We start from the raw sequence: 16,295 nt of genomic DNA on the forward strand, positions 1-16,295 counted from the left end.
TAATAAAATAATAAATTTTTTATAAAAAGGAGAGGATGTAAGGGTTCTGAGGGAAACGGGTGTGCAAAAGGTGGAAAGGAGTAAAACAGGATGAAGAAAAAATCGTTAACTAAGCTTTTGGCTGTATATTTCGGAGGAATTTTGCTTTCAGTAATTATATTGTCAGTAGTTACGGCTAGGGCATTTTTGCAAATTAGCTCTGTCAACCAAGAAGTACGTAAAGAAAATGCCTATATAAGCAAGTTGTATGAGGCCAAGATCGCCCACTATCAGTGGAGCAAGAATTTGAATAATGCGATTCACTACGGGAAAGAATTTACAGGAGCTATGGATCCCACAGCCTGTGGACTGGGTCAGTTAATATACAGCAATGAAGCTCAGGATGATATGATTTTAAAATCCCTTTCCTCTGACGTGGAGAACCTGCACAGGGAAATTCATACATCGGCAGAGACGATACTAAATCTGCTTAAAACAGATAAACAGAAGGCTATCTCTGTTTACACAGATGAGACAGAGCCCAGGATAGAGAAGCTGGTTTCCAGGCTGGATCAGGCCATTGAGGAGGAAAATGCCAGCGGCCATCAGGTGGAAGAGAGATTTTACCAGGTTATTATCAGAGTTTCAGTCGTATGCGCAGCTGTTTTAGCGATCACTCTGACGGCATGTATCAAACTGTATCGCTTCCTGCGCAGAGAGGTCATACTCAACATCCAGAGCCTGGTGGTTCAGATAGAAAAGATCGCGGAGGGTAAGCTGCATCTGGATTTATCCACAGAGTGCAGAACCCAGGAGCTGGCTTCCATCAGAGACAACCTTGAAATTTCCTTGAAGGAGATTTTGCAGTATGTTGAGGCCATTGAAATGGGAATGGGAGAGTTTGCCAAGGGAAATTTTACCTGCGAATGTCCTGTTTCCTTCAAGGGAGATTTTGAGCTTATACAAACTTCTATCGAGTCGTTCCAGGAAAGGATGAACCAGACTCTTTCAAGTCTGGAAATGGCGGCAGAGCAGGTAGAAGCCGGGGCGAATCAGGTATCGGACAGCGCTCAGGCCCTCGCTCATGGAGCAGCGGAACAGGCAAGCAGCGTACAGGAGCTGTCAGCTACCATCACTGATATCTCTGATAAGCTGTCTCAAACTGCCGAATATTCCCAGAATGCAAATAACATTGGAAAAAAGACGGGAGATGCCGTTCGTCATAGTCAGGATGAGATGCGACAGATGCTAAAGTCCATAAAGGAGATGAGCGAAGCCAGCAAGAAAATACAGCAGATCATTAAGACAATCGAGGATATCGCTTTTGAGACTAATATTCTTTCGTTGAATGCGGCGGTAGAGGCGGCCAGAGCCGGATCTGCCGGTCAAGGGTTTGCGGTAGTAGCCGAGGAGGTGAGGAATCTGGCTCAGCAGTCTGCTGAGGCAGCAAAGGACACAGCCAATTTAATTGGAAATTCATTAAAGTATGTGGAAAGCAGTGAAAAGCTGGCTTCAAGCACAGGAGAGTCCTTTGAGAATGTGGCAAAGCATGTAGAGAAGATTTTGGATATGCTGGACCGGATTGCGGAGGCGTCCAAGGAGCAGTCTGTATCGGTAGGCCAGATTTCCCAGGGGCTCGATCAGATTTCCGCAGTAGTTCAGACTAATTCTGCCACATCTGAGGAAAGTGCTGCTGCCAGTGAGGAGCTAAACGGTCAGGCAGGAATGATGAATTCCCTGGTGGGACAATTCCGGCTTAAAAAGTAGAAGTATTATTTCCTGATTTATCGTAGTTCCAATCAGTGGTTGTAGTCGGGAGTTTTGTTGGTGTGTTCATATACCATTTTGATATTTGGGCAGCCTTGCCTATATTATCTGCAATCATTGGATTGCTTACTTTAAGAATAAAGTGTGGGGAAGCAGAAAGCTGATGTATCACAGGGAGTGATATAACATGGAAAATGAAGTTTGTAATAAAATAGTACCAGCTTCTAAAAAGTTGTAAAAGCACTTGGCAAGCAGCCATCGCATAGAATAAGATTAAGAATATGCAGGGTGGCTATCGTTGAGGACTTTTCTTAAACCGTTATCAGCAGCCGAAGAGAAGGAGTGCCTGGAACGTCTGAAGAAGGGGGATCAGGCAGCTAGGGATAAGCTGATAGAACACAATATGCGTCTGGTCGCCCACGTGGTTAAAAAGTACCAGGGTTCTGATTACGACACGGAAGATCTGCTTTCCGTAGGCGCCATTGGCCTCATCAAGGCAGTAAATACATTCAACGCAGACAAAGGTTCCAGGCTCGCCACCTATGCAGCCAGATGTGTAGAAAATGAGATATTAATGCTCCTGCGTGCTAGCAAAAAGTATTCCAGAGAGGTATCTCTTTTTGAACCCATTGGAGTAGACAAGGACGGGGAAACGGTAAGTCTGTTGGATGTAATCGAGATGGATAACAAGGAAACTCTGGATCAGATGATATTAAGCCAGGATGTAAAGGAGCTTTACGAAGCTTTTGAAACTTGCCTGACAGAGACGGAAAAAATGGTGCTTGGCATGCGCTACGGGCTTTATAAGGGCAAGGAATATACCCAGCGTGAGATTGCCGGACAATTGGGGATCTCACGTTCTTATGTAAGTCGAATTGAGAAAAAGGCCATTGAGAAAATGCGGGCAGAATTTGCAAAGCACGGTTGAGACGCAAAGGGTTTAAAGAAAATCAATAAAAAGTGTCAAAAGTTCAAAAGATTGTGCATTGTATTATGAAAGATTTACCATTATACTATTGATAGCAGGCGGATTCAGGGATGACCTGTTCCGCCTTGTTGCAGATAATCATATGTTCTTGAAGGAGGAGCGGCAATGGCGATTTTAGTGACTGGAGGTGCCGGCTATATCGGCAGCCATACATGTGTGGAACTGCTGAATGCGGGTTATGACGTGGTAGTGGTGGACAATCTTTATAATTCCAGCGAAAAAGCGTTGGATCGGGTTGAGAAAATTACCGGTAAAGAGGTGAAATTCTATAAGGTGGATCTTCTGGATCAGGCGGCTCTTAGAGATGTATTTGACAGGGAGGATATAGAGTCAGTGATTCATTTTGCCGGTTTGAAGGCTGTAGGAGAGTCGGTACATAAGCCTCTGGAGTACTATCATAACAATATTACAGGAACCTTGATTCTCTGTGACGAGATGAGAAAACATGGAGTGAAGGACATTGTGTTCAGCTCCTCCGCAACGGTTTATGGAGACCCTGCGGAGATTCCTATTACAGAGAATTGCCCAAAGGGTGAGATTACCAATCCCTATGGGCGGACCAAAGGCATGCTGGAGCAGATACTTACAGATTTACATACCGCAGACCCAGAGTGGAATGTGGTACTTCTCCGGTATTTTAATCCCATTGGGGCTCATGAGAGCGGTTTGATTGGAGAAGATCCCAAGGGAATCCCCAACAATCTGGTGCCGTACATTGCGCAGGTAGCCGTGGGCAAGCTGGAGCGCCTTAATGTATTCGGAGATGATTATGATACCCCGGACGGAACTGGCGTCCGAGATTATATCCATGTGGTGGATTTGGCAAAGGGTCACGTAAAGGCAGTGAAGAAGCTGGCTGATAAGGACGGAGTCAGCATTTACAACCTGGGCACAGGCGTGGGGTACAGTGTGCTGGATGTTCTTCATGCATATGAGAAAGCCTGCGGCAAGACTTTAAAGTATGAGATTAAGCCTAGGAGAGACGGGGACGTGGCTATCTGCTATTCCGATTCTGCTAAGGCTGGCAGAGAGCTTGGCTGGAGGGCTGAGAAGGGAATTGAGGAGATGTGTGCGGATTCCTGGAGATGGCAGTCGATGAATCCTGAGGGGTATCGGGATTAAAGCGGGAGTAATTGTTCAAGTGCGGCTGAAAACAGTCAAACAATCCAGCCGAAAATAGAACAAAGTAAAACACAAGCAGAAGTATCAGGACTTAACAATCCGGGTACTTCTGCTTTTCATTTTCCGGTTTTTCACTCCCGGTCCCATCTGCCGTTTGCCCTCTGTTTTCTCTGCTTTTCAAAAGAGAAGAGAGCAAATAAGAAAGAAAAGCTGAAAAGGAAAACACCCGGAAGCAACGTATTTGCAAGGAAAATTCAAATCCAACACCAATACAAACAATTAAGATTTACATAGGGACCAGAGGAAAGGACGAGAGAGAAGAAGCCCGGCTTGGCGCAATATGGGAAGAAGCAGAGAAAATACTGGAAGAAAAGCGGAGTTAGCGTGTGCGAAAACACCGCGGCAAAAGGAGGCCGGGAGCACAACTTCATGCTCCTGGCCTACTTTCGCCGCAGAATACCATCAGCAGCTAAGATCGTATAACAAAACAGTCTGCATATTCTCCGCCTGCGGCTGACTCCGGCGGCAGATGAAGGATCAGTGCGCCAAATTCGGTGGTATAGTCCACCGGTTCTCCAGTCCGCATGAGTGTTACCGAGGCAATCTGTTTTTGGGGCTCCGGAAGGTGAAGGAAGAGCTTCGAAGGCAGGGATGCAGTCTCTTCGTAGAGGTAGAATGCATAAACGGTATCTTTCTTTGCCGTATACTTTACCCTGTTTTCATAATAGGGTGCCGTGATTTCTGTCTCATAGATGCCTTCTTTGTGGACGGCCAGCCATTTGCCCATATCTCTTAAAGAGGACAGGGCGGGCGCCGGCAGAAGTCCGTCCGGCTGAGGGGCCACATTGAGCGCCAGATTTCCGCCTTTTGATACGACATCCAGCAGCAGGTGTACCAGCTGACGGCCGGACTTAAAGCAGTCTGTGTAATGGAAGGAAAATTTTTCACCGACCGTTGTGCACGTCTCCCACGGTACGAAGAGCGGCGCATCCGGGATTTCCTTTTCTGGTGTGATGATATTTTCATATTCGCCGCCTACGGTGCGGTCGCAGACAATCAGATGGGGCTGTGTGGTGCCGCGTATCTCTTTGACAATCTCATTCAGACGGATATCCTGGCCTTCGTTCCCGGCGTTGACCCAGCCGCCATCCAGCCACAGCACGTCTACTTTTCCATAGTTGGAGGTCAGCTCGCGAAGCTGGGCGTGGGTATAATTTACAAATTCCTCCCACAGCTCCGGATGGTCTGTAACGGAATAGTTGATATTTCTGGTGGGCGCGGTGCCGAATGCCTTATGCCAGTAGGCATCGCTGTGCCAGTCCGGCTTGGAGAAGTAGACGGAGATGGCCAGTCCCTGCTTTTTAAATTCCCGGTACAGAGCCCCGGTAATATCGGAATCCGGGTGAGAGGAGAAGGGGCAGGAGGGATCTGTTATTTTATAATCGGTGGTCTTCGTATCGAACATGCAGAAGCCGTCGTGGTGCTTGGTGGTGAATAAAAGATATTTAAAGCCGCATTCTTTTGCAAATTCTGCCATGCGGTCCGGGCGGAATTTCACCGGGTTAAAGGTTTTATTGCAGTCGATATACTCCTGCTTGAAGGTCTCTATATCGGTCCAGTCTACATCCTTCTGAGACCAGCTGCCGTCTCCGTCGGAGAGGGGCCACGACTCATAGGTCCCCATCTGGCAGCCAGGCGCCCAGTGCATCATCAGGCCCAGCTTTAATCCCATGAACCATTCGAGATGCTCTTTTACGGCGGGCTCTTTTGGCGCTATATAGGTCTCTGCCGCCGAATAGCCGTGAATTCCATTTTTTACAATCCCATTCTTAACGATCGTTTTCTTTTCCATATCAAAATTCTCCTTTTATTATTTTATTATAATTTAGCAGCGGAAGCTTCCCTGTACTTAAATTCTACTCGTGCCGTCAGCCGGTTGTTTTCATCAACGTAGTACTTAAGCCCACTTTCCAGCCCGAAATGGAGGTGTATCCGGTCGTTCACATTGCGGATTCCAAAGCCGTTGGTCACCTTTAAGTTGTTTGTTTTATAAGTCAGATACTCATTGAGCAGATCGGGGTCACAGCCCTGGCCGTTGTCTGATACCTCCAGAATGAAACGGTCCGCCTCATGTGTTACAAAGACCGTGATCTCGATCGCCGTTCCCGCCGGCTGGCCGCCGTAGCGGATGGAATTCTCCACCAGGGGCTGAAGCGTGAATTTTGGAATCAGAGTATCGGATGAGGCGTCTTCTGAGGGGACGGAAAGCCTGATATCTCCCTGATGCTGGAGCCTGTAGATCGCAATATATTCTCCTATATTGGAAAGCTCTTTCTTTAAGGGGATGAGCTGGTCGGCCTCCATGATGCTGTAGCGCATGAGATTGGCAATGGAGGCGAGGATCTCCGCCAGATCATCCTGATCGCGGGTCAGAGCAATCCAGTTGACCGCATCCATTGCATTGAAGATAAAATGGGGATCGATCTGAGCCTGCAGTGCCCTTAATTCCGCGTTTTTCTGCTTGATTTCCTGCGCCTGGACATCATGAATCAAACGGTTGTTGTTGATAATCAGCTTCGTGAAGCTTTCCTCCAGACTGATGATTTCCCGATCCTCCGATACGTGAAGGCTCTTTAAGTCAAAGGTTCTCGTATCGATGATGGAACCGATCACCTCAGAAAGGAGGATAATCGGCCGTGTGATGCGGTCCGAAGCCGTGAAGACAATAGCCATGGCACATAGTGTAATCAGCAGAGAGATCACGGAAAAGCGTACCATGACGGGGCGTACTGTACGATTGATATCGGAGTAGGGCGTAAGCGACAGAAGGGTGATATCCTGATCGGAATCGTCAAAGTTTACCAGGTAAGGCTCCCCGCCGATTACGTGGTGAGAACCGGTTCCGGCCTGGTATAAGGCGGTATTCCCGCTGACCGCTGCAAGTGCCTCTGCGTAGAAGCTGTGATCCGGGCCTCTGGGACTGGAGTAGAGAAGCTGCCCCTTTTTGTTCAAGAGGGCGTAGCCGCTGTTGGGGGTGGGGGGAATCCCGCCGAAAACAGAATCGATATAGGGCATTTTAATGCTGATGACCATGACGGCCTGCCCATCCTTATAGTATGGTCCCGTATATCTGGTATTCTGGATTTTCTTGGCAAGGCATAGCTCTCCGGAACTTTCATTATTAAATACGCAGGTGTAATTGGAGGCTTCCAGAGTATTTTTATACCACAGATCGTCCTTCACCAGGGTGTTGGTAAAGATGTTGCTGACTGTACTGTAGGGATTCGTGCTCAGGGTCCTGGCCTCAAACATCGATGAGATGGGAAGCCGGTCATTGAGGAACAGGGTATAACGGTAGCTGTTGACATCATGAGACATCGTAAGCAGCGAGTAGTGAGAGAACTGGGACTGCAGGGCGGCGCGGACCTGCAGATGTTCCATGGGCTCGGTGGACGTGCTGCTGAGCTGGCTGCCAATGGCGCGGTCACTGATAAAATGGATGGTGATCTGTCTCAGATTATCCATAAAATTAGAGGCCAGATGGCAGTTTGCTATGATCTGTGCTTCCTGCCGTTCCACCACTGCGGCCGTTACCGTATTGTGAAAATAAAAGTACATAAATATGTAGAAGGTTAAGAGAAAGAAGAGGATGATAGCCAGAAACAGACCAGATATTTTTTTTCGGATTGCCATGGGCTCCCTCCTTTTTTATGTTTTCAGATTCCGGTATTCACTGGGGGTTAAACCCGTCTTTTTCTTGAACAGCTTGGCGAAATATTTGGCGTCCTCGTAGCCTGACATCGCGGATATCTCCCCGATGGAGTAACGGCGGTCGGCCAGCAGACGGCGGGCATAGTCCATACGCATTGCGGTCACATAGGAAATTAAGTTGGAACCGGTGGCCTGCTTGAATTGGGAGCTTAAGTAGGACAGCGATACGTGCATACTGTCCGCCAGGACGGAGATGTTGAACTCCGGGTCAGAGTAATGTTTGCCGATATACTCCTTCGCATAGGTGATAAAGGACTCGCTGTATGCCTGCTTTTTCTGATTCATCCCGGTCAGAACGTCGTAATAGCTGCTCATGATGAAGTTGATCTTTTCCTGGACGCCCGGAGAGTCCCAGAACTGTTCCATAGCGTGCTCCCTTGAGACGGTAATGACCGTCCGGCTTACATCGATCTGGGAAAAATAGGCGTATAAGAAATTGATCAGCTGGATTCCCAGAGGATTGGCGAAGCTGCTGTGCATGGTGCTTACAAAATAGGAAGAGAGGAAAAACTGATCCATCGCCTCCATATCCTGATTGTGGAGTATCGTTAATATTTTCTCTTCCAGACCGGAATTATAGGCGTTTAAGAACTGCTGCTTTCTCTTCTGATTTTCCTCGCAAAACTTAATCAGGAGGTTTTCGATCTGATTGACCTTTTCTCTTGTGATTGGCTTTAAGATGTAGTCTGCAACGTCGTACTTGAGCGCCTGTCTTGCATATTCAAACTCCTCGTAGCCGCTTAAGAGGATCATGCGGGTGGCCGGAGACTGTGCGTGAATCAGCTCCGCCAGCTTCAGTCCGTCCATCCGCGGCATCTTGATATCGGAAATAATGACATCCGGAGGAGTGGCTGCCATATATTCCATCGCCTCCTCCCCGTTGGCAGCAGTTCCGGCAAGTTCACCGTGAAATGCTTCCCAGTGCAGCATGGAGTTTAATCCTCTGATTACAAAAATATCGTCGTCAACAAGAAGAACCTTCATAATTGTTTTCCTCATTTTTTACTTTTATCTATGATTATAAAGCATGAAGGTCAGCCGCGCAATCGGTTCGGAGCGTTCCAAAATAAAAGTACACCTGAGATAAAAAAAGTCTACTTGTGGAATGAAATCCGATAAAGGTATAATTATGCCAGAAAACATCAAAGCAAAAAGCGATGTGAAGAAACAGGGGGGTAAAGATGAAAACAAGGCAAAAAAGTGAATGGTTCTATTTTAAGAAAAATCTGCCGCTCACGCTCATGGCCCTGCCGGGGATTATCCTGATGATTTTATTCAAGTATCTGCCATTGTCCGGCATTGTCCTGGCTTTTAAGAAATACAACATTAGAAAAGGGATATTTGGAAGCGAATGGAACGGGCTGGAAAACTTTAAGTTTCTGTTTAAGACCAGCGACGCATGGATCATCACCCGCAATACTATATGCTACAATCTGATTTTTATTGTGCTGGATCTGGTGGTAGCGGTTACCGTGGCTATCATGCTCAATGAACTGTTAAATAAGAAAAGGGCAAAGCTCTTCCAGACAATCTTCATGGCGCCTTACTTTCTGTCATGGGTTGTCGTTTCCTTTATTGCGTTTGCATTTTTAAGTGTGGATAACGGATTAGTGAACCACATTCTCCGCTTCTTCGGAAAAGATGAGGTCCAGTGGTATACACAGAAACAGTTCTGGCCGTTTATCCTGGTATTCTGCCAGCTCTGGAAGACCGTGGGCTACTCAACCGTCATGTACTTAGGCTCTCTGGTGGGGATTTCCAATGATTATTACGAAGCAGCCATCATGGATGGGGCGACCAAGTGGCAGCAGATTAAGTATGTTACGCTTCCCTGCATGCGTTCCATGATGATTGTACTGACCATACTGGCGATTGGCAAGATGTTCTACTCTGATTTTGGGCTATTCTATCAGCTGCCCAGGGATTCCGGCCCCCTTTACCCGATCACCAACGTCATCGATACGTATGTTTACCGGGCGTTAAAGGTCAGCGGCAACATCGGAATGGCTTCGGCTGCCAACTTATATCAGTCTGTAGTCGGTTTTATTCTGGTGCTGGGCTCCAATTTCATTGTGCGAAAGATCGACAAGGACAGCGCGCTGTTCTGACAGCCGCTCTTCGAAAAACGCGTGAAGACCGCATGAGAGCGGTTGATTTAGTCAGGAAAGGGGAATTGCCATGAAAAAGAAATATAAAGACGAGGAAGCAGGAGCGTATTCCTGCGTCAATCATATCAGTAAGAAGACGAACGGGATCATGAATGTAATTCTGATCTTGATGGCGCTTGCCTGCGTGTTGCCGGTTCTGTTGGTCATTATCGTGTCTTTCAGCAGTGAGCAGAGCATTTTTGAAAATGGCTATACATTTTTTCCCAGCGAATGGAGTCTGGAGGCCTACCGGCTTTTCTTCAAAATGGGGGATCAGGTGGTTCGTTCCTACGGAATTACTCTGTTTGTCACGATCGTGGGAACGGTGTTTAGCCTGGCGGTGACGACGCTTCTGTCCTATGTGCTTTCCCGGTCAGATTACCGGTATGGAAAGCCGTTGACCTTATTGCTTCTTTTTACTATGCTGTTTAACGGCGGTCTGGTTCCCAGCTATATGGTCAACACACAGATTTTAGGGCTTCGGGATTCTGTCTGGGCGCTGATTTTACCCATGTCGCTCAATGTGTTTTATGTGGTGGTGCTGCGGACCTTTTTTAAGAGTATACCCATGGAGATTGTGGAGGCAGCTACCATCGACGGTTCAGGGGAATTCAATACCTTTTTGAAGATCGTTCTTCCGCTGTCTAAACCGGGAATCGCCACCATTGGCCTGTTTACCATGATCGCTTACTGGAACGACTGGTTTCTGGGCATGCTTTACATTTACGAGACGAAGAATTACCCGATCCAGACGTTATTATGGAGTATGCAAAACAGCTTGGAGTCATTGAAACAGAGCTCGGCTAACGCGCTGGAGTACGCGGAGATGGCAAACAACGCTCCGACCAACAGCGGCCGAATGGCCTTAACCGTACTGGTAGTACTGCCTATTCTTTGCGCCTATCCCTTCTTCCAAAAATATTTTGTGAAGGGACTTACAATCGGCGGGGTCAAAGGGTAAGATGTTATAAATTATGTAGAAATTATGTAGAAGGAGGAAGTAAGAAATGAGAAAAAGAAAGGTGTGGGCATGCGCGGTGCTGAGCGCGGCAATGGCAGCCAGCCTGATGACAGGCTGCGGCTCTTCAAAGACGACGGAGGGCGGTACGGCAGCCTCTGCGGATACGAAGGCAGCAGGAGAGACAACGTCTGAAAAGGGAGCAGAGACAGATGCTTCGAAGACGGCGGAGGAGCCTGTTACTTTAAAATGGTATATGTCCTTGAATCCGGTGGATGCGGATACCGATAAGGTTATTGCCGCATTGAATGAGTATACGAAGGAAAAGATCGGTGTGACGATCGATTATACGGTCATCGCCAATCCCGATTACCAGGAAAAGATGCCGACCCTGATCAACTCCGGCGAGTATTTTGATATCTGCTTTACCGCAGAATGGACGACCAACTACCTGCAGTTTGTGGCCAAGGATGCATTTATGGATATTACGGATGCAGTGAAGCAGTACGCTCCTGAGACGTATGAGTTCATTCCTGAGTCCTTATGGAAGGCTGTTTCCGTAAACGGAAAGATCTATGGCGTTCCGTCCTATAAGGAGATGGGCTGGCAGAGCGGTTTCTTTGTAAACTCTACCATGGCAGAAAAGTATGGCATCGATTTAACCGCGGTAAAGACACTGGAGGACTATACGGAAGTGTTAAAGATCGTCAAGGAAAAGGCTGACGCGGCAGGAGAGGACATCATCGGACTTTCCGGCCTTGGAAGCTCCGGCGGCTCCTTCAATATGCTGTATCCCTACGAGAGTCTGTCCGGTTCCAGAGTGCTTCCGGGTGCGGCTGCAGTGCCGGAATACGAGTGCTTTAAGGATCAGACGGGGGTGTTTAATCAGTATGCAACACAGGAATACATGGATTACTGCAAACTGGTGAGAAGCTGGTATGAGGCGGGGTACATGTCCAAGGACCCGGTAAACTATGATACCGACATTGCCAACCGTGACAATGATTTTAAGAACGGCAAGCTGTTCTCCTATATCATCTCATACGCTCCGGGAGCGGCTGAGGCTGAGGCGGCTAAGACAGGGCACGGCGTGACCTTCGTTCCGCTTATGGACCCGCTCTTTGAGACAAAGAACGCGCGCGGAGGAATTCTGGCTATTTCATCTGCTTCTGAACATCCGGATAAGGCCCTGGAGTTCATCAACCTGTTAAATACCGACGAATACGTAGGAACCCTGATCCGTCACGGCATTGAAGGCCAGCACTACAGCGCGGTGGGCGACAACCAGGTAGACCGCACAATGGGCGGAACCCTGAAAATCGAGGACAACGGCTATGTTAATTACACCTATGGATGGCAGTTCGGCACACCGTTCAATCAGAAGTGGGATATCTCTTACCCGGATAATATTGAACAGTTATTCGAGGAATACAATGCGAAGGCCATAACGGCTCCTCACAATGGCTTTTCACTGGATAACAGCCCGGTGGAAACTGAGATAGCGGCTATCTCCAACGTGGTAGATGAGAATGCCAAAGCGCTGGAGTCCGGTATGGTAGACCCTGAAGTCTATATACCAAAGTTTTTAGATGCACTGAACAAGAACGGAGTCGAGGATTTACTGGCAGAAATTAATAAACAGCTTACAGAAAAAGGATATCAGTAAAAATAGAGTAAGGGGGACAGGGACAATTAGATGGGTATCCGTAAAACAGTAATCCAAAAATCTATGATTACGGCATAAATATCGTCAAAGAGTTTAAGCGCCGCTGCTTCGGTTTCGGGAGATACGTCACGATTTAAAAGTCCGCATAATTTGTTATAGAAATGAAAAAAGACATCGGGCTGCACCGCTTTTGGTGTATAGCCCAATGCCCTTTGCATAATATATTCGCTGACAGATAAACCGCATTTTGCGGCAAGCTGCTTTATCTTCTCCTTGTCCTTTGGCTTTGCCCGAACTTTAATACGGGCAAATTTTTCTTTGGGATTTCTGTTCATATACATACCTTCTTTTTGTGATTTTGGGTGCAAAAAAGCCGATGAGATAATTCCTATCGGCTTATTGCGAATATTCGGTTGTTATTTTGTTTTAACATTCCTGCTCTTTGGAACGCTCACGCTTGCGAAGCTTTTGATAAGAAAAGTCTAAAATCCGCTCCTTACGTTCACGAAGCATTGTTTTATAAAATTCCTTCTGCAAATCTGAAATAAAGGGCGTTTCATCTACGATTTTATAAATCTTTTTCATATCAATCTTTGGCAGTATTCGCTTGAGTGCCTTGTTGCAGTCCTTGTTCCCCAAAGAAGAAACAAACTTAAAATATTGGATTTTCTGCCCATTGATTTTTATGCCCGAAAGCGGTCTTTCAAAGATACGGATTTCACGCTCGGCGGGATCATCCAAAGTCTTTCGCATAATTTCTGCGTCTGCTTGGGGGAACAAGCAACTGCCGCAATCGTAAATAGGCGCAAGTGAGATTTCATCGGTAATGGTGTTATACAGGAAGCCCCAGTTGCCGTTGTGCCTGTCCCAGTTTCCGATTAGGGCATCGACGATAAACATATCCCAAAACCATTCGGTCAGCATTTGGGGATCGACAGCCGTCTGTTCTTCTAAGGTTTTTACAATATCGCTCAACTCCGTACCGTAACCGTTGTGAGCGGAATCAATAATCGTATTCTTCAAAGATGCGAAGTCCTGAAGCACAAGACTGCCTGCGGTGAAGTCTTTGCAGGCTACAACAATTTTTTGCTTTCCTTTTTTTGTATAGGTTCCAAGCATTGTCTTTTGAACCGGAATACCGATGCTTTCAAAAATGTGGCATCCAAGATATTCCGATACACAACCGTTCGCATAACTCATTTCTTTGTTGACGGCGGGAACGGCGGGGAATTTCAGCATATACAATTCATCGTTGTATAATACGGAAATTTTACTACCGTTTGCGCCTGCATAGGTTTTGTTGCGAACGGGGAGATTGGTAAAATCAATCATCGGTTAGTCACCTCGTTTCATTCTTAAATAAGTTTCACGCAAATACCAAGCCTGTTCCGTAGATATTTCCTGCCCAACCTCGGCAGAGTTAATATCCGCATTTAATTCGCTCCAGTACATATCCCAATGATAATCTTTTTTGCCGCTGTCTACAATTTTCCAAGAAGCAATCATATTTGCCAAAGAAGATTGCAGATAGGACGGCAGACCACATTCGAGATATTTTTTGCTTTTGGGTAATCCCGTTTCTTTATCATACCCTGTATCTATTGTATCCAAAGACATAATATATTCCATTGTGCAATCAAGCGCTATTGCAAGCTGCTGTACCGTGCGGGCAGAGCATTTTTGCAAAGAGCTTTTACCGGAACAAATATCTATAATGGTTGTTTTCGGAACACCGCTGATTTGTGACAGATGGTATTTGGTTATATTTCGGCTGTCAATATATTCTTGTAGATTCATTTGCACCGCCCTTTCTTTTATTATATTGTATCGGTATACCGACCGTTTGTCAATGGGATTATACGGATATGATTTTAACATTTCTGTGACGACGGGGTATTAGGGGTGTCCCCTAAAGGTGAACATTAGGCGGAAACGCTTACTGTTTGTCTGGAACTTGCCGTACAAGTTCGGGTCATGGTGAGAATGGCAAAAACAGCAAATACTATAGCGACCAGTCCAAGGCAGATGCCGACAGGGCCAAAAATGAGGCAGACAGGGCAGCTCAGTACGCGAGCATCATCCCTCCAACATTCCACATTGATTTTGACACCATGGAATTGATACAGGACAGCCAGGGAGGGGTATTACGTTCGCGTTAGACGAAAACAAGGTGCTGTCATTTGAATACATGGCATAGAAAGGAAAGAAATAACATGGCAAGTTTGGGAACTGCCGGTATAGCCGGCAAAGGTAAATACAGCGCGGACGTTGCCTATGCCAAAGGCAATTTTGTGTATCACAATGGGTCGTCCTGGCTTGCGCTGAAGGATAATTTGACTGGCGTTACACCGGAGGAAGGAGAGAATTGGAAGTACCTGGCCAGGGGATATGCCGCAGAACTATTATCTATGATCACGGCCCTGGATACCAGCGGGGTACTGGGGGAGACTGGGGCCAGCGTATCCGCACAGTCTTTGATTGATTATCTTACCGATTCGGTAATGAATAATCTAGTCAAGAAAATGGATATATCCAATGTTCAGTTGAATGACCAGTCAAAAGTCCCATCGTCTGCGTTGGCTTATGCAATGCAGCGTGAAGTTGATAAACTAAATACCCAATCTGACAATTTAATGATGAAAATTACATCCGGCAGCATGACAGAGACAATCGGCTCATTGCCGGCAGGAAAATACTCAGGATATTATAGCTCCGGGGCAACAGCCCACTCCCTCCAATTATGGCACCTTTGAAGCTGTGGTAATGAATTCTTCGACAGCTACAATTACAGCTGTTGATACAAGCTCCGGAGAAAATTACACCAAAATAAAGACAAGTAATACCTGGAAAAACTGGGAAAAAGATATTACAAACTCTAATTTAAATGGAACAGGCAGCTCAACTGTTAGTCATCGGACTAATGCAGGGGGAGGGTGGTCATCCGCGAAACCAAGCATTGTCCTGGAAGGGACGAAGGGGGCAGATGAAGTGATAATCCTCTCTACTATGACGGTTAAGGATGGTAAATGGCATATAGCGGCATCCCAAAAAGATAACTTATTACGTTTTAGATACATAAGCGACTCAGGAAATCTTGTTTCTCAATTTTCCCTCGGCCCAGATAAAAAGAGCGCTGTATGGAGTTAACCATACAGGTTCAGTAAGTTTAACACAAGTACACTGATACATAATGTCATCCTAGATTGAAGCAGAAAGAGAGGTAAAACAAATCCAGCGTGACGCTTAGATTCCAAACAAATGAGACGCTTGAAAACCTGACTGCCGTTTTTTCTGACCCGGCTAATACAGAACAGATTCGAATTGTTAACGGAGATGATAGCGTCCTGGCCGTGTATGACGGTTACATAGAGCTTGATTCTGGCCGTAGTAAACGCGCTCTTTGTGGTATTGTCAATCCTGGGGATCGTAACAGACCCGACCACAAGGGGCGTAGGGGACAGCGCCCAGGCTCTGACGTATAAAGAGCCAAAGGAGTAAGGAACAAAAGACTATATATCAAAAAGAAAGAGAGGACAAGCGTATGTCAAACACATTAAACCATGGAGACAACAGGACAGCGGAGCAGCGGGCCAATGACGCAGCCCAGGAGGTAACGCCGAAGGGGCCGCAGGATAAGACCTATGTGACCGCTGGCCCGGCAACCGGCAAGGAAGATGAGAGAGCGGAAGGAACCGAGAACATCCGTTAGCTGAGGCTCTGCAACGGCAGCACAAAAACACAGGCCCTGGGAGGTTTCCGGGGCCTGTTTATAATTGCAGCATGATTAAAGCTATGTTATAATGCAAATGTTACCGCCCCTATACCGGTAAGGAAAGGGGGTGTTCCAAGTGGAAAGTCTTATTTCGTTTATTGTCGCTGTCGCGGCTGGTGTGGCCT

General features: G+C 46.7%; 16 protein-coding genes. 10 read left to right on the top strand and 6 right to left on the bottom strand.

Features of this window, described 5'->3' with window-relative positions; genetic code table 11:
• Nucleotides 1-90: 90 nt before the first annotated feature.
• The 3 genes from FYJ39_RS14325 to galE all read left to right on the top strand — a co-directional run bounded on the left by FYJ39_RS14325 (nucleotide 91) and on the right by galE (nucleotide 3,856).
• Nucleotides 91-1,746, top strand: a complete 1,656-nt coding sequence (locus tag FYJ39_RS14325) for a methyl-accepting chemotaxis protein (protein ID WP_154473145.1) — start codon at nucleotides 91-93, stop codon at nucleotides 1,744-1,746.
• Between the two features lie 298 nt (nucleotides 1,747-2,044).
• Nucleotides 2,045-2,674: an RNA polymerase sporulation sigma factor SigK gene (sigK, locus tag FYJ39_RS14330; protein ID WP_154473146.1), complete on the top strand. Its 630-nt coding sequence runs from the start codon at nucleotides 2,045-2,047 to the stop codon at nucleotides 2,672-2,674.
• A gap of 165 nt (nucleotides 2,675-2,839) precedes the next feature.
• Nucleotides 2,840-3,856 carry a UDP-glucose 4-epimerase GalE gene (gene galE, locus FYJ39_RS14335; protein WP_154473147.1) on the top strand — a complete coding sequence of 339 codons (1,017 nt, stop codon included), beginning with the start codon at nucleotides 2,840-2,842 and terminating at the stop codon, nucleotides 3,854-3,856.
• Between the two features lie 469 nt (nucleotides 3,857-4,325).
• Here the strand turns inward: galE and FYJ39_RS14340 are convergent, their stop codons facing one another.
• Genes FYJ39_RS14340 through FYJ39_RS14350 form a run of 3 tightly spaced genes read right to left on the bottom strand, consistent with a single transcriptional unit; the run spans nucleotide 4,326 to nucleotide 8,611 of the window.
• Nucleotides 4,326-5,708, bottom strand: coding sequence for an alpha-L-fucosidase (locus FYJ39_RS14340; protein ID WP_154473148.1), 1,383 nt, complete (start codon nucleotides 5,706-5,708; stop codon nucleotides 4,326-4,328).
• A gap of 26 nt (nucleotides 5,709-5,734) precedes the next feature.
• Entirely contained in the window at nucleotides 5,735-7,549 is a 1,815-nt protein-coding gene (locus tag FYJ39_RS14345) for a sensor histidine kinase (RefSeq protein ID WP_154473149.1), read from the bottom strand.
• Nucleotides 7,550-7,564: 15 nt separating this feature from the next.
• Nucleotides 7,565-8,611, bottom strand: coding sequence for a response regulator transcription factor (locus tag FYJ39_RS14350; protein WP_154473150.1), 1,047 nt, complete (start codon nucleotides 8,609-8,611; stop codon nucleotides 7,565-7,567).
• A 197-nt stretch (nucleotides 8,612-8,808) separates the two neighbouring features.
• Here FYJ39_RS14350 and FYJ39_RS14355 point away from each other — a divergent pair, with 197 nt between their 5' ends.
• The 3 genes from FYJ39_RS14355 (at nucleotide 8,809) to FYJ39_RS14365 (ending at nucleotide 12,398) form a co-directional block, all read left to right on the top strand.
• On the top strand, nucleotides 8,809-9,735 hold the full coding sequence (locus FYJ39_RS14355; protein ID WP_154473151.1) for an ABC transporter permease: 927 nt from the start codon (nucleotides 8,809-8,811) through the stop codon (nucleotides 9,733-9,735).
• A gap of 70 nt (nucleotides 9,736-9,805) precedes the next feature.
• The gene (locus FYJ39_RS14360) at nucleotides 9,806-10,735 is read left to right on the top strand and encodes a carbohydrate ABC transporter permease (RefSeq protein ID WP_154473152.1); all 930 of its coding nucleotides are present in this window, start codon (nucleotides 9,806-9,808) and stop codon (nucleotides 10,733-10,735) included.
• 46 nt (nucleotides 10,736-10,781) lie between these two features.
• A complete protein-coding gene (locus FYJ39_RS14365) occupies nucleotides 10,782-12,398 on the top strand; it encodes an extracellular solute-binding protein (RefSeq protein WP_154473153.1) in 1,617 nt (538 codons plus the stop codon).
• Between the two features lie 26 nt (nucleotides 12,399-12,424).
• Here the strand turns inward: FYJ39_RS14365 and FYJ39_RS14370 are convergent, their stop codons facing one another.
• The 3 genes from FYJ39_RS14370 to FYJ39_RS14380 all read right to left on the bottom strand — a co-directional run bounded on the left by FYJ39_RS14370 (nucleotide 12,425) and on the right by FYJ39_RS14380 (nucleotide 14,195).
• On the bottom strand, nucleotides 12,425-12,733 hold the full coding sequence (locus FYJ39_RS14370) for a plasmid mobilization protein (protein ID WP_235919847.1): 309 nt from the start codon (nucleotides 12,731-12,733) through the stop codon (nucleotides 12,425-12,427).
• A gap of 91 nt (nucleotides 12,734-12,824) precedes the next feature.
• Complete coding sequence (locus tag FYJ39_RS14375) at nucleotides 12,825-13,730, bottom strand: HipA domain-containing protein (protein WP_154473155.1); 906 nt, start codon at nucleotides 13,728-13,730, stop codon at nucleotides 12,825-12,827.
• Between the two features lie 3 nt (nucleotides 13,731-13,733).
• On the bottom strand, nucleotides 13,734-14,195 hold the full coding sequence (locus tag FYJ39_RS14380) for a helix-turn-helix domain-containing protein (protein ID WP_154473156.1): 462 nt from the start codon (nucleotides 14,193-14,195) through the stop codon (nucleotides 13,734-13,736).
• A gap of 416 nt (nucleotides 14,196-14,611) precedes the next feature.
• Between FYJ39_RS14380 and FYJ39_RS14385 the strand changes: the two genes are divergently transcribed.
• The 4 genes from FYJ39_RS14385 to FYJ39_RS14400 all read left to right on the top strand — a co-directional run bounded on the left by FYJ39_RS14385 (nucleotide 14,612) and on the right by FYJ39_RS14400 (nucleotide 16,107).
• Nucleotides 14,612-15,151, top strand: a complete 540-nt coding sequence (locus tag FYJ39_RS14385) for a hypothetical protein (RefSeq protein WP_154473157.1) — start codon at nucleotides 14,612-14,614, stop codon at nucleotides 15,149-15,151.
• 10 nt (nucleotides 15,152-15,161) lie between these two features.
• On the top strand, nucleotides 15,162-15,545 hold the full coding sequence (locus tag FYJ39_RS14390; RefSeq protein ID WP_154473158.1) for a hypothetical protein: 384 nt from the start codon (nucleotides 15,162-15,164) through the stop codon (nucleotides 15,543-15,545).
• 225 nt (nucleotides 15,546-15,770) lie between these two features.
• Nucleotides 15,771-15,896 carry a phage holin gene (locus FYJ39_RS14395; protein ID WP_154473159.1) on the top strand — a complete coding sequence of 42 codons (126 nt, stop codon included), beginning with the start codon at nucleotides 15,771-15,773 and terminating at the stop codon, nucleotides 15,894-15,896.
• Between the two features lie 43 nt (nucleotides 15,897-15,939).
• On the top strand, nucleotides 15,940-16,107 hold the full coding sequence (locus tag FYJ39_RS14400; RefSeq protein ID WP_154473160.1) for a hypothetical protein: 168 nt from the start codon (nucleotides 15,940-15,942) through the stop codon (nucleotides 16,105-16,107).
• Nucleotides 16,108-16,295 lie beyond the last annotated feature (188 nt).

This window comes from Clostridium porci, from assembly GCF_009696375.1.
Lineage (GTDB): Bacteria > Bacillota > Clostridia > Lachnospirales > Lachnospiraceae > Enterocloster > Enterocloster porci.

Bases quoted from the DNA above. Each gene is read 5' to 3' on its own strand.
- FYJ39_RS14345 (WP_154473149.1), bottom strand. From the start codon at position 7,549: ATGGCAATCCGAAAAAAAATATCTGGTCTGTTTCTGGCTATCATCCTC.
- FYJ39_RS14350 (WP_154473150.1), bottom strand. From the start codon at position 8,611: ATGAAGGTTCTTCTTGTTGACGACGATATTTTTGTAATCAGAGGATTA.
- FYJ39_RS14390 (WP_154473158.1), top strand. From the start codon at position 15,162: ATGAATTCTTCGACAGCTACAATTACAGCTGTTGATACAAGCTCCGGA.
- FYJ39_RS14325 (WP_154473145.1), top strand. From the start codon at position 91: ATGAAGAAAAAATCGTTAACTAAGCTTTTGGCTGTATATTTCGGAGGA.
- FYJ39_RS14375 (WP_154473155.1), bottom strand. From the start codon at position 13,730: ATGATTGATTTTACCAATCTCCCCGTTCGCAACAAAACCTATGCAGGC.
- FYJ39_RS14340 (WP_154473148.1), bottom strand. From the start codon at position 5,708: ATGGAAAAGAAAACGATCGTTAAGAATGGGATTGTAAAAAATGGAATT.
- FYJ39_RS14355 (WP_154473151.1), top strand. From the start codon at position 8,809: ATGAAAACAAGGCAAAAAAGTGAATGGTTCTATTTTAAGAAAAATCTG.
- FYJ39_RS14400 (WP_154473160.1), top strand. From the start codon at position 15,940: ATGTCAAACACATTAAACCATGGAGACAACAGGACAGCGGAGCAGCGG.
- galE (WP_154473147.1), top strand. From the start codon at position 2,840: ATGGCGATTTTAGTGACTGGAGGTGCCGGCTATATCGGCAGCCATACA.
- FYJ39_RS14360 (WP_154473152.1), top strand. From the start codon at position 9,806: ATGAAAAAGAAATATAAAGACGAGGAAGCAGGAGCGTATTCCTGCGTC.
- FYJ39_RS14380 (WP_154473156.1), bottom strand. From the start codon at position 14,195: ATGAATCTACAAGAATATATTGACAGCCGAAATATAACCAAATACCAT.
- FYJ39_RS14370 (WP_235919847.1), bottom strand. From the start codon at position 12,733: ATGAACAGAAATCCCAAAGAAAAATTTGCCCGTATTAAAGTTCGGGCA.
- FYJ39_RS14365 (WP_154473153.1), top strand. From the start codon at position 10,782: ATGAGAAAAAGAAAGGTGTGGGCATGCGCGGTGCTGAGCGCGGCAATG.
- FYJ39_RS14385 (WP_154473157.1), top strand. From the start codon at position 14,612: ATGGCAAGTTTGGGAACTGCCGGTATAGCCGGCAAAGGTAAATACAGC.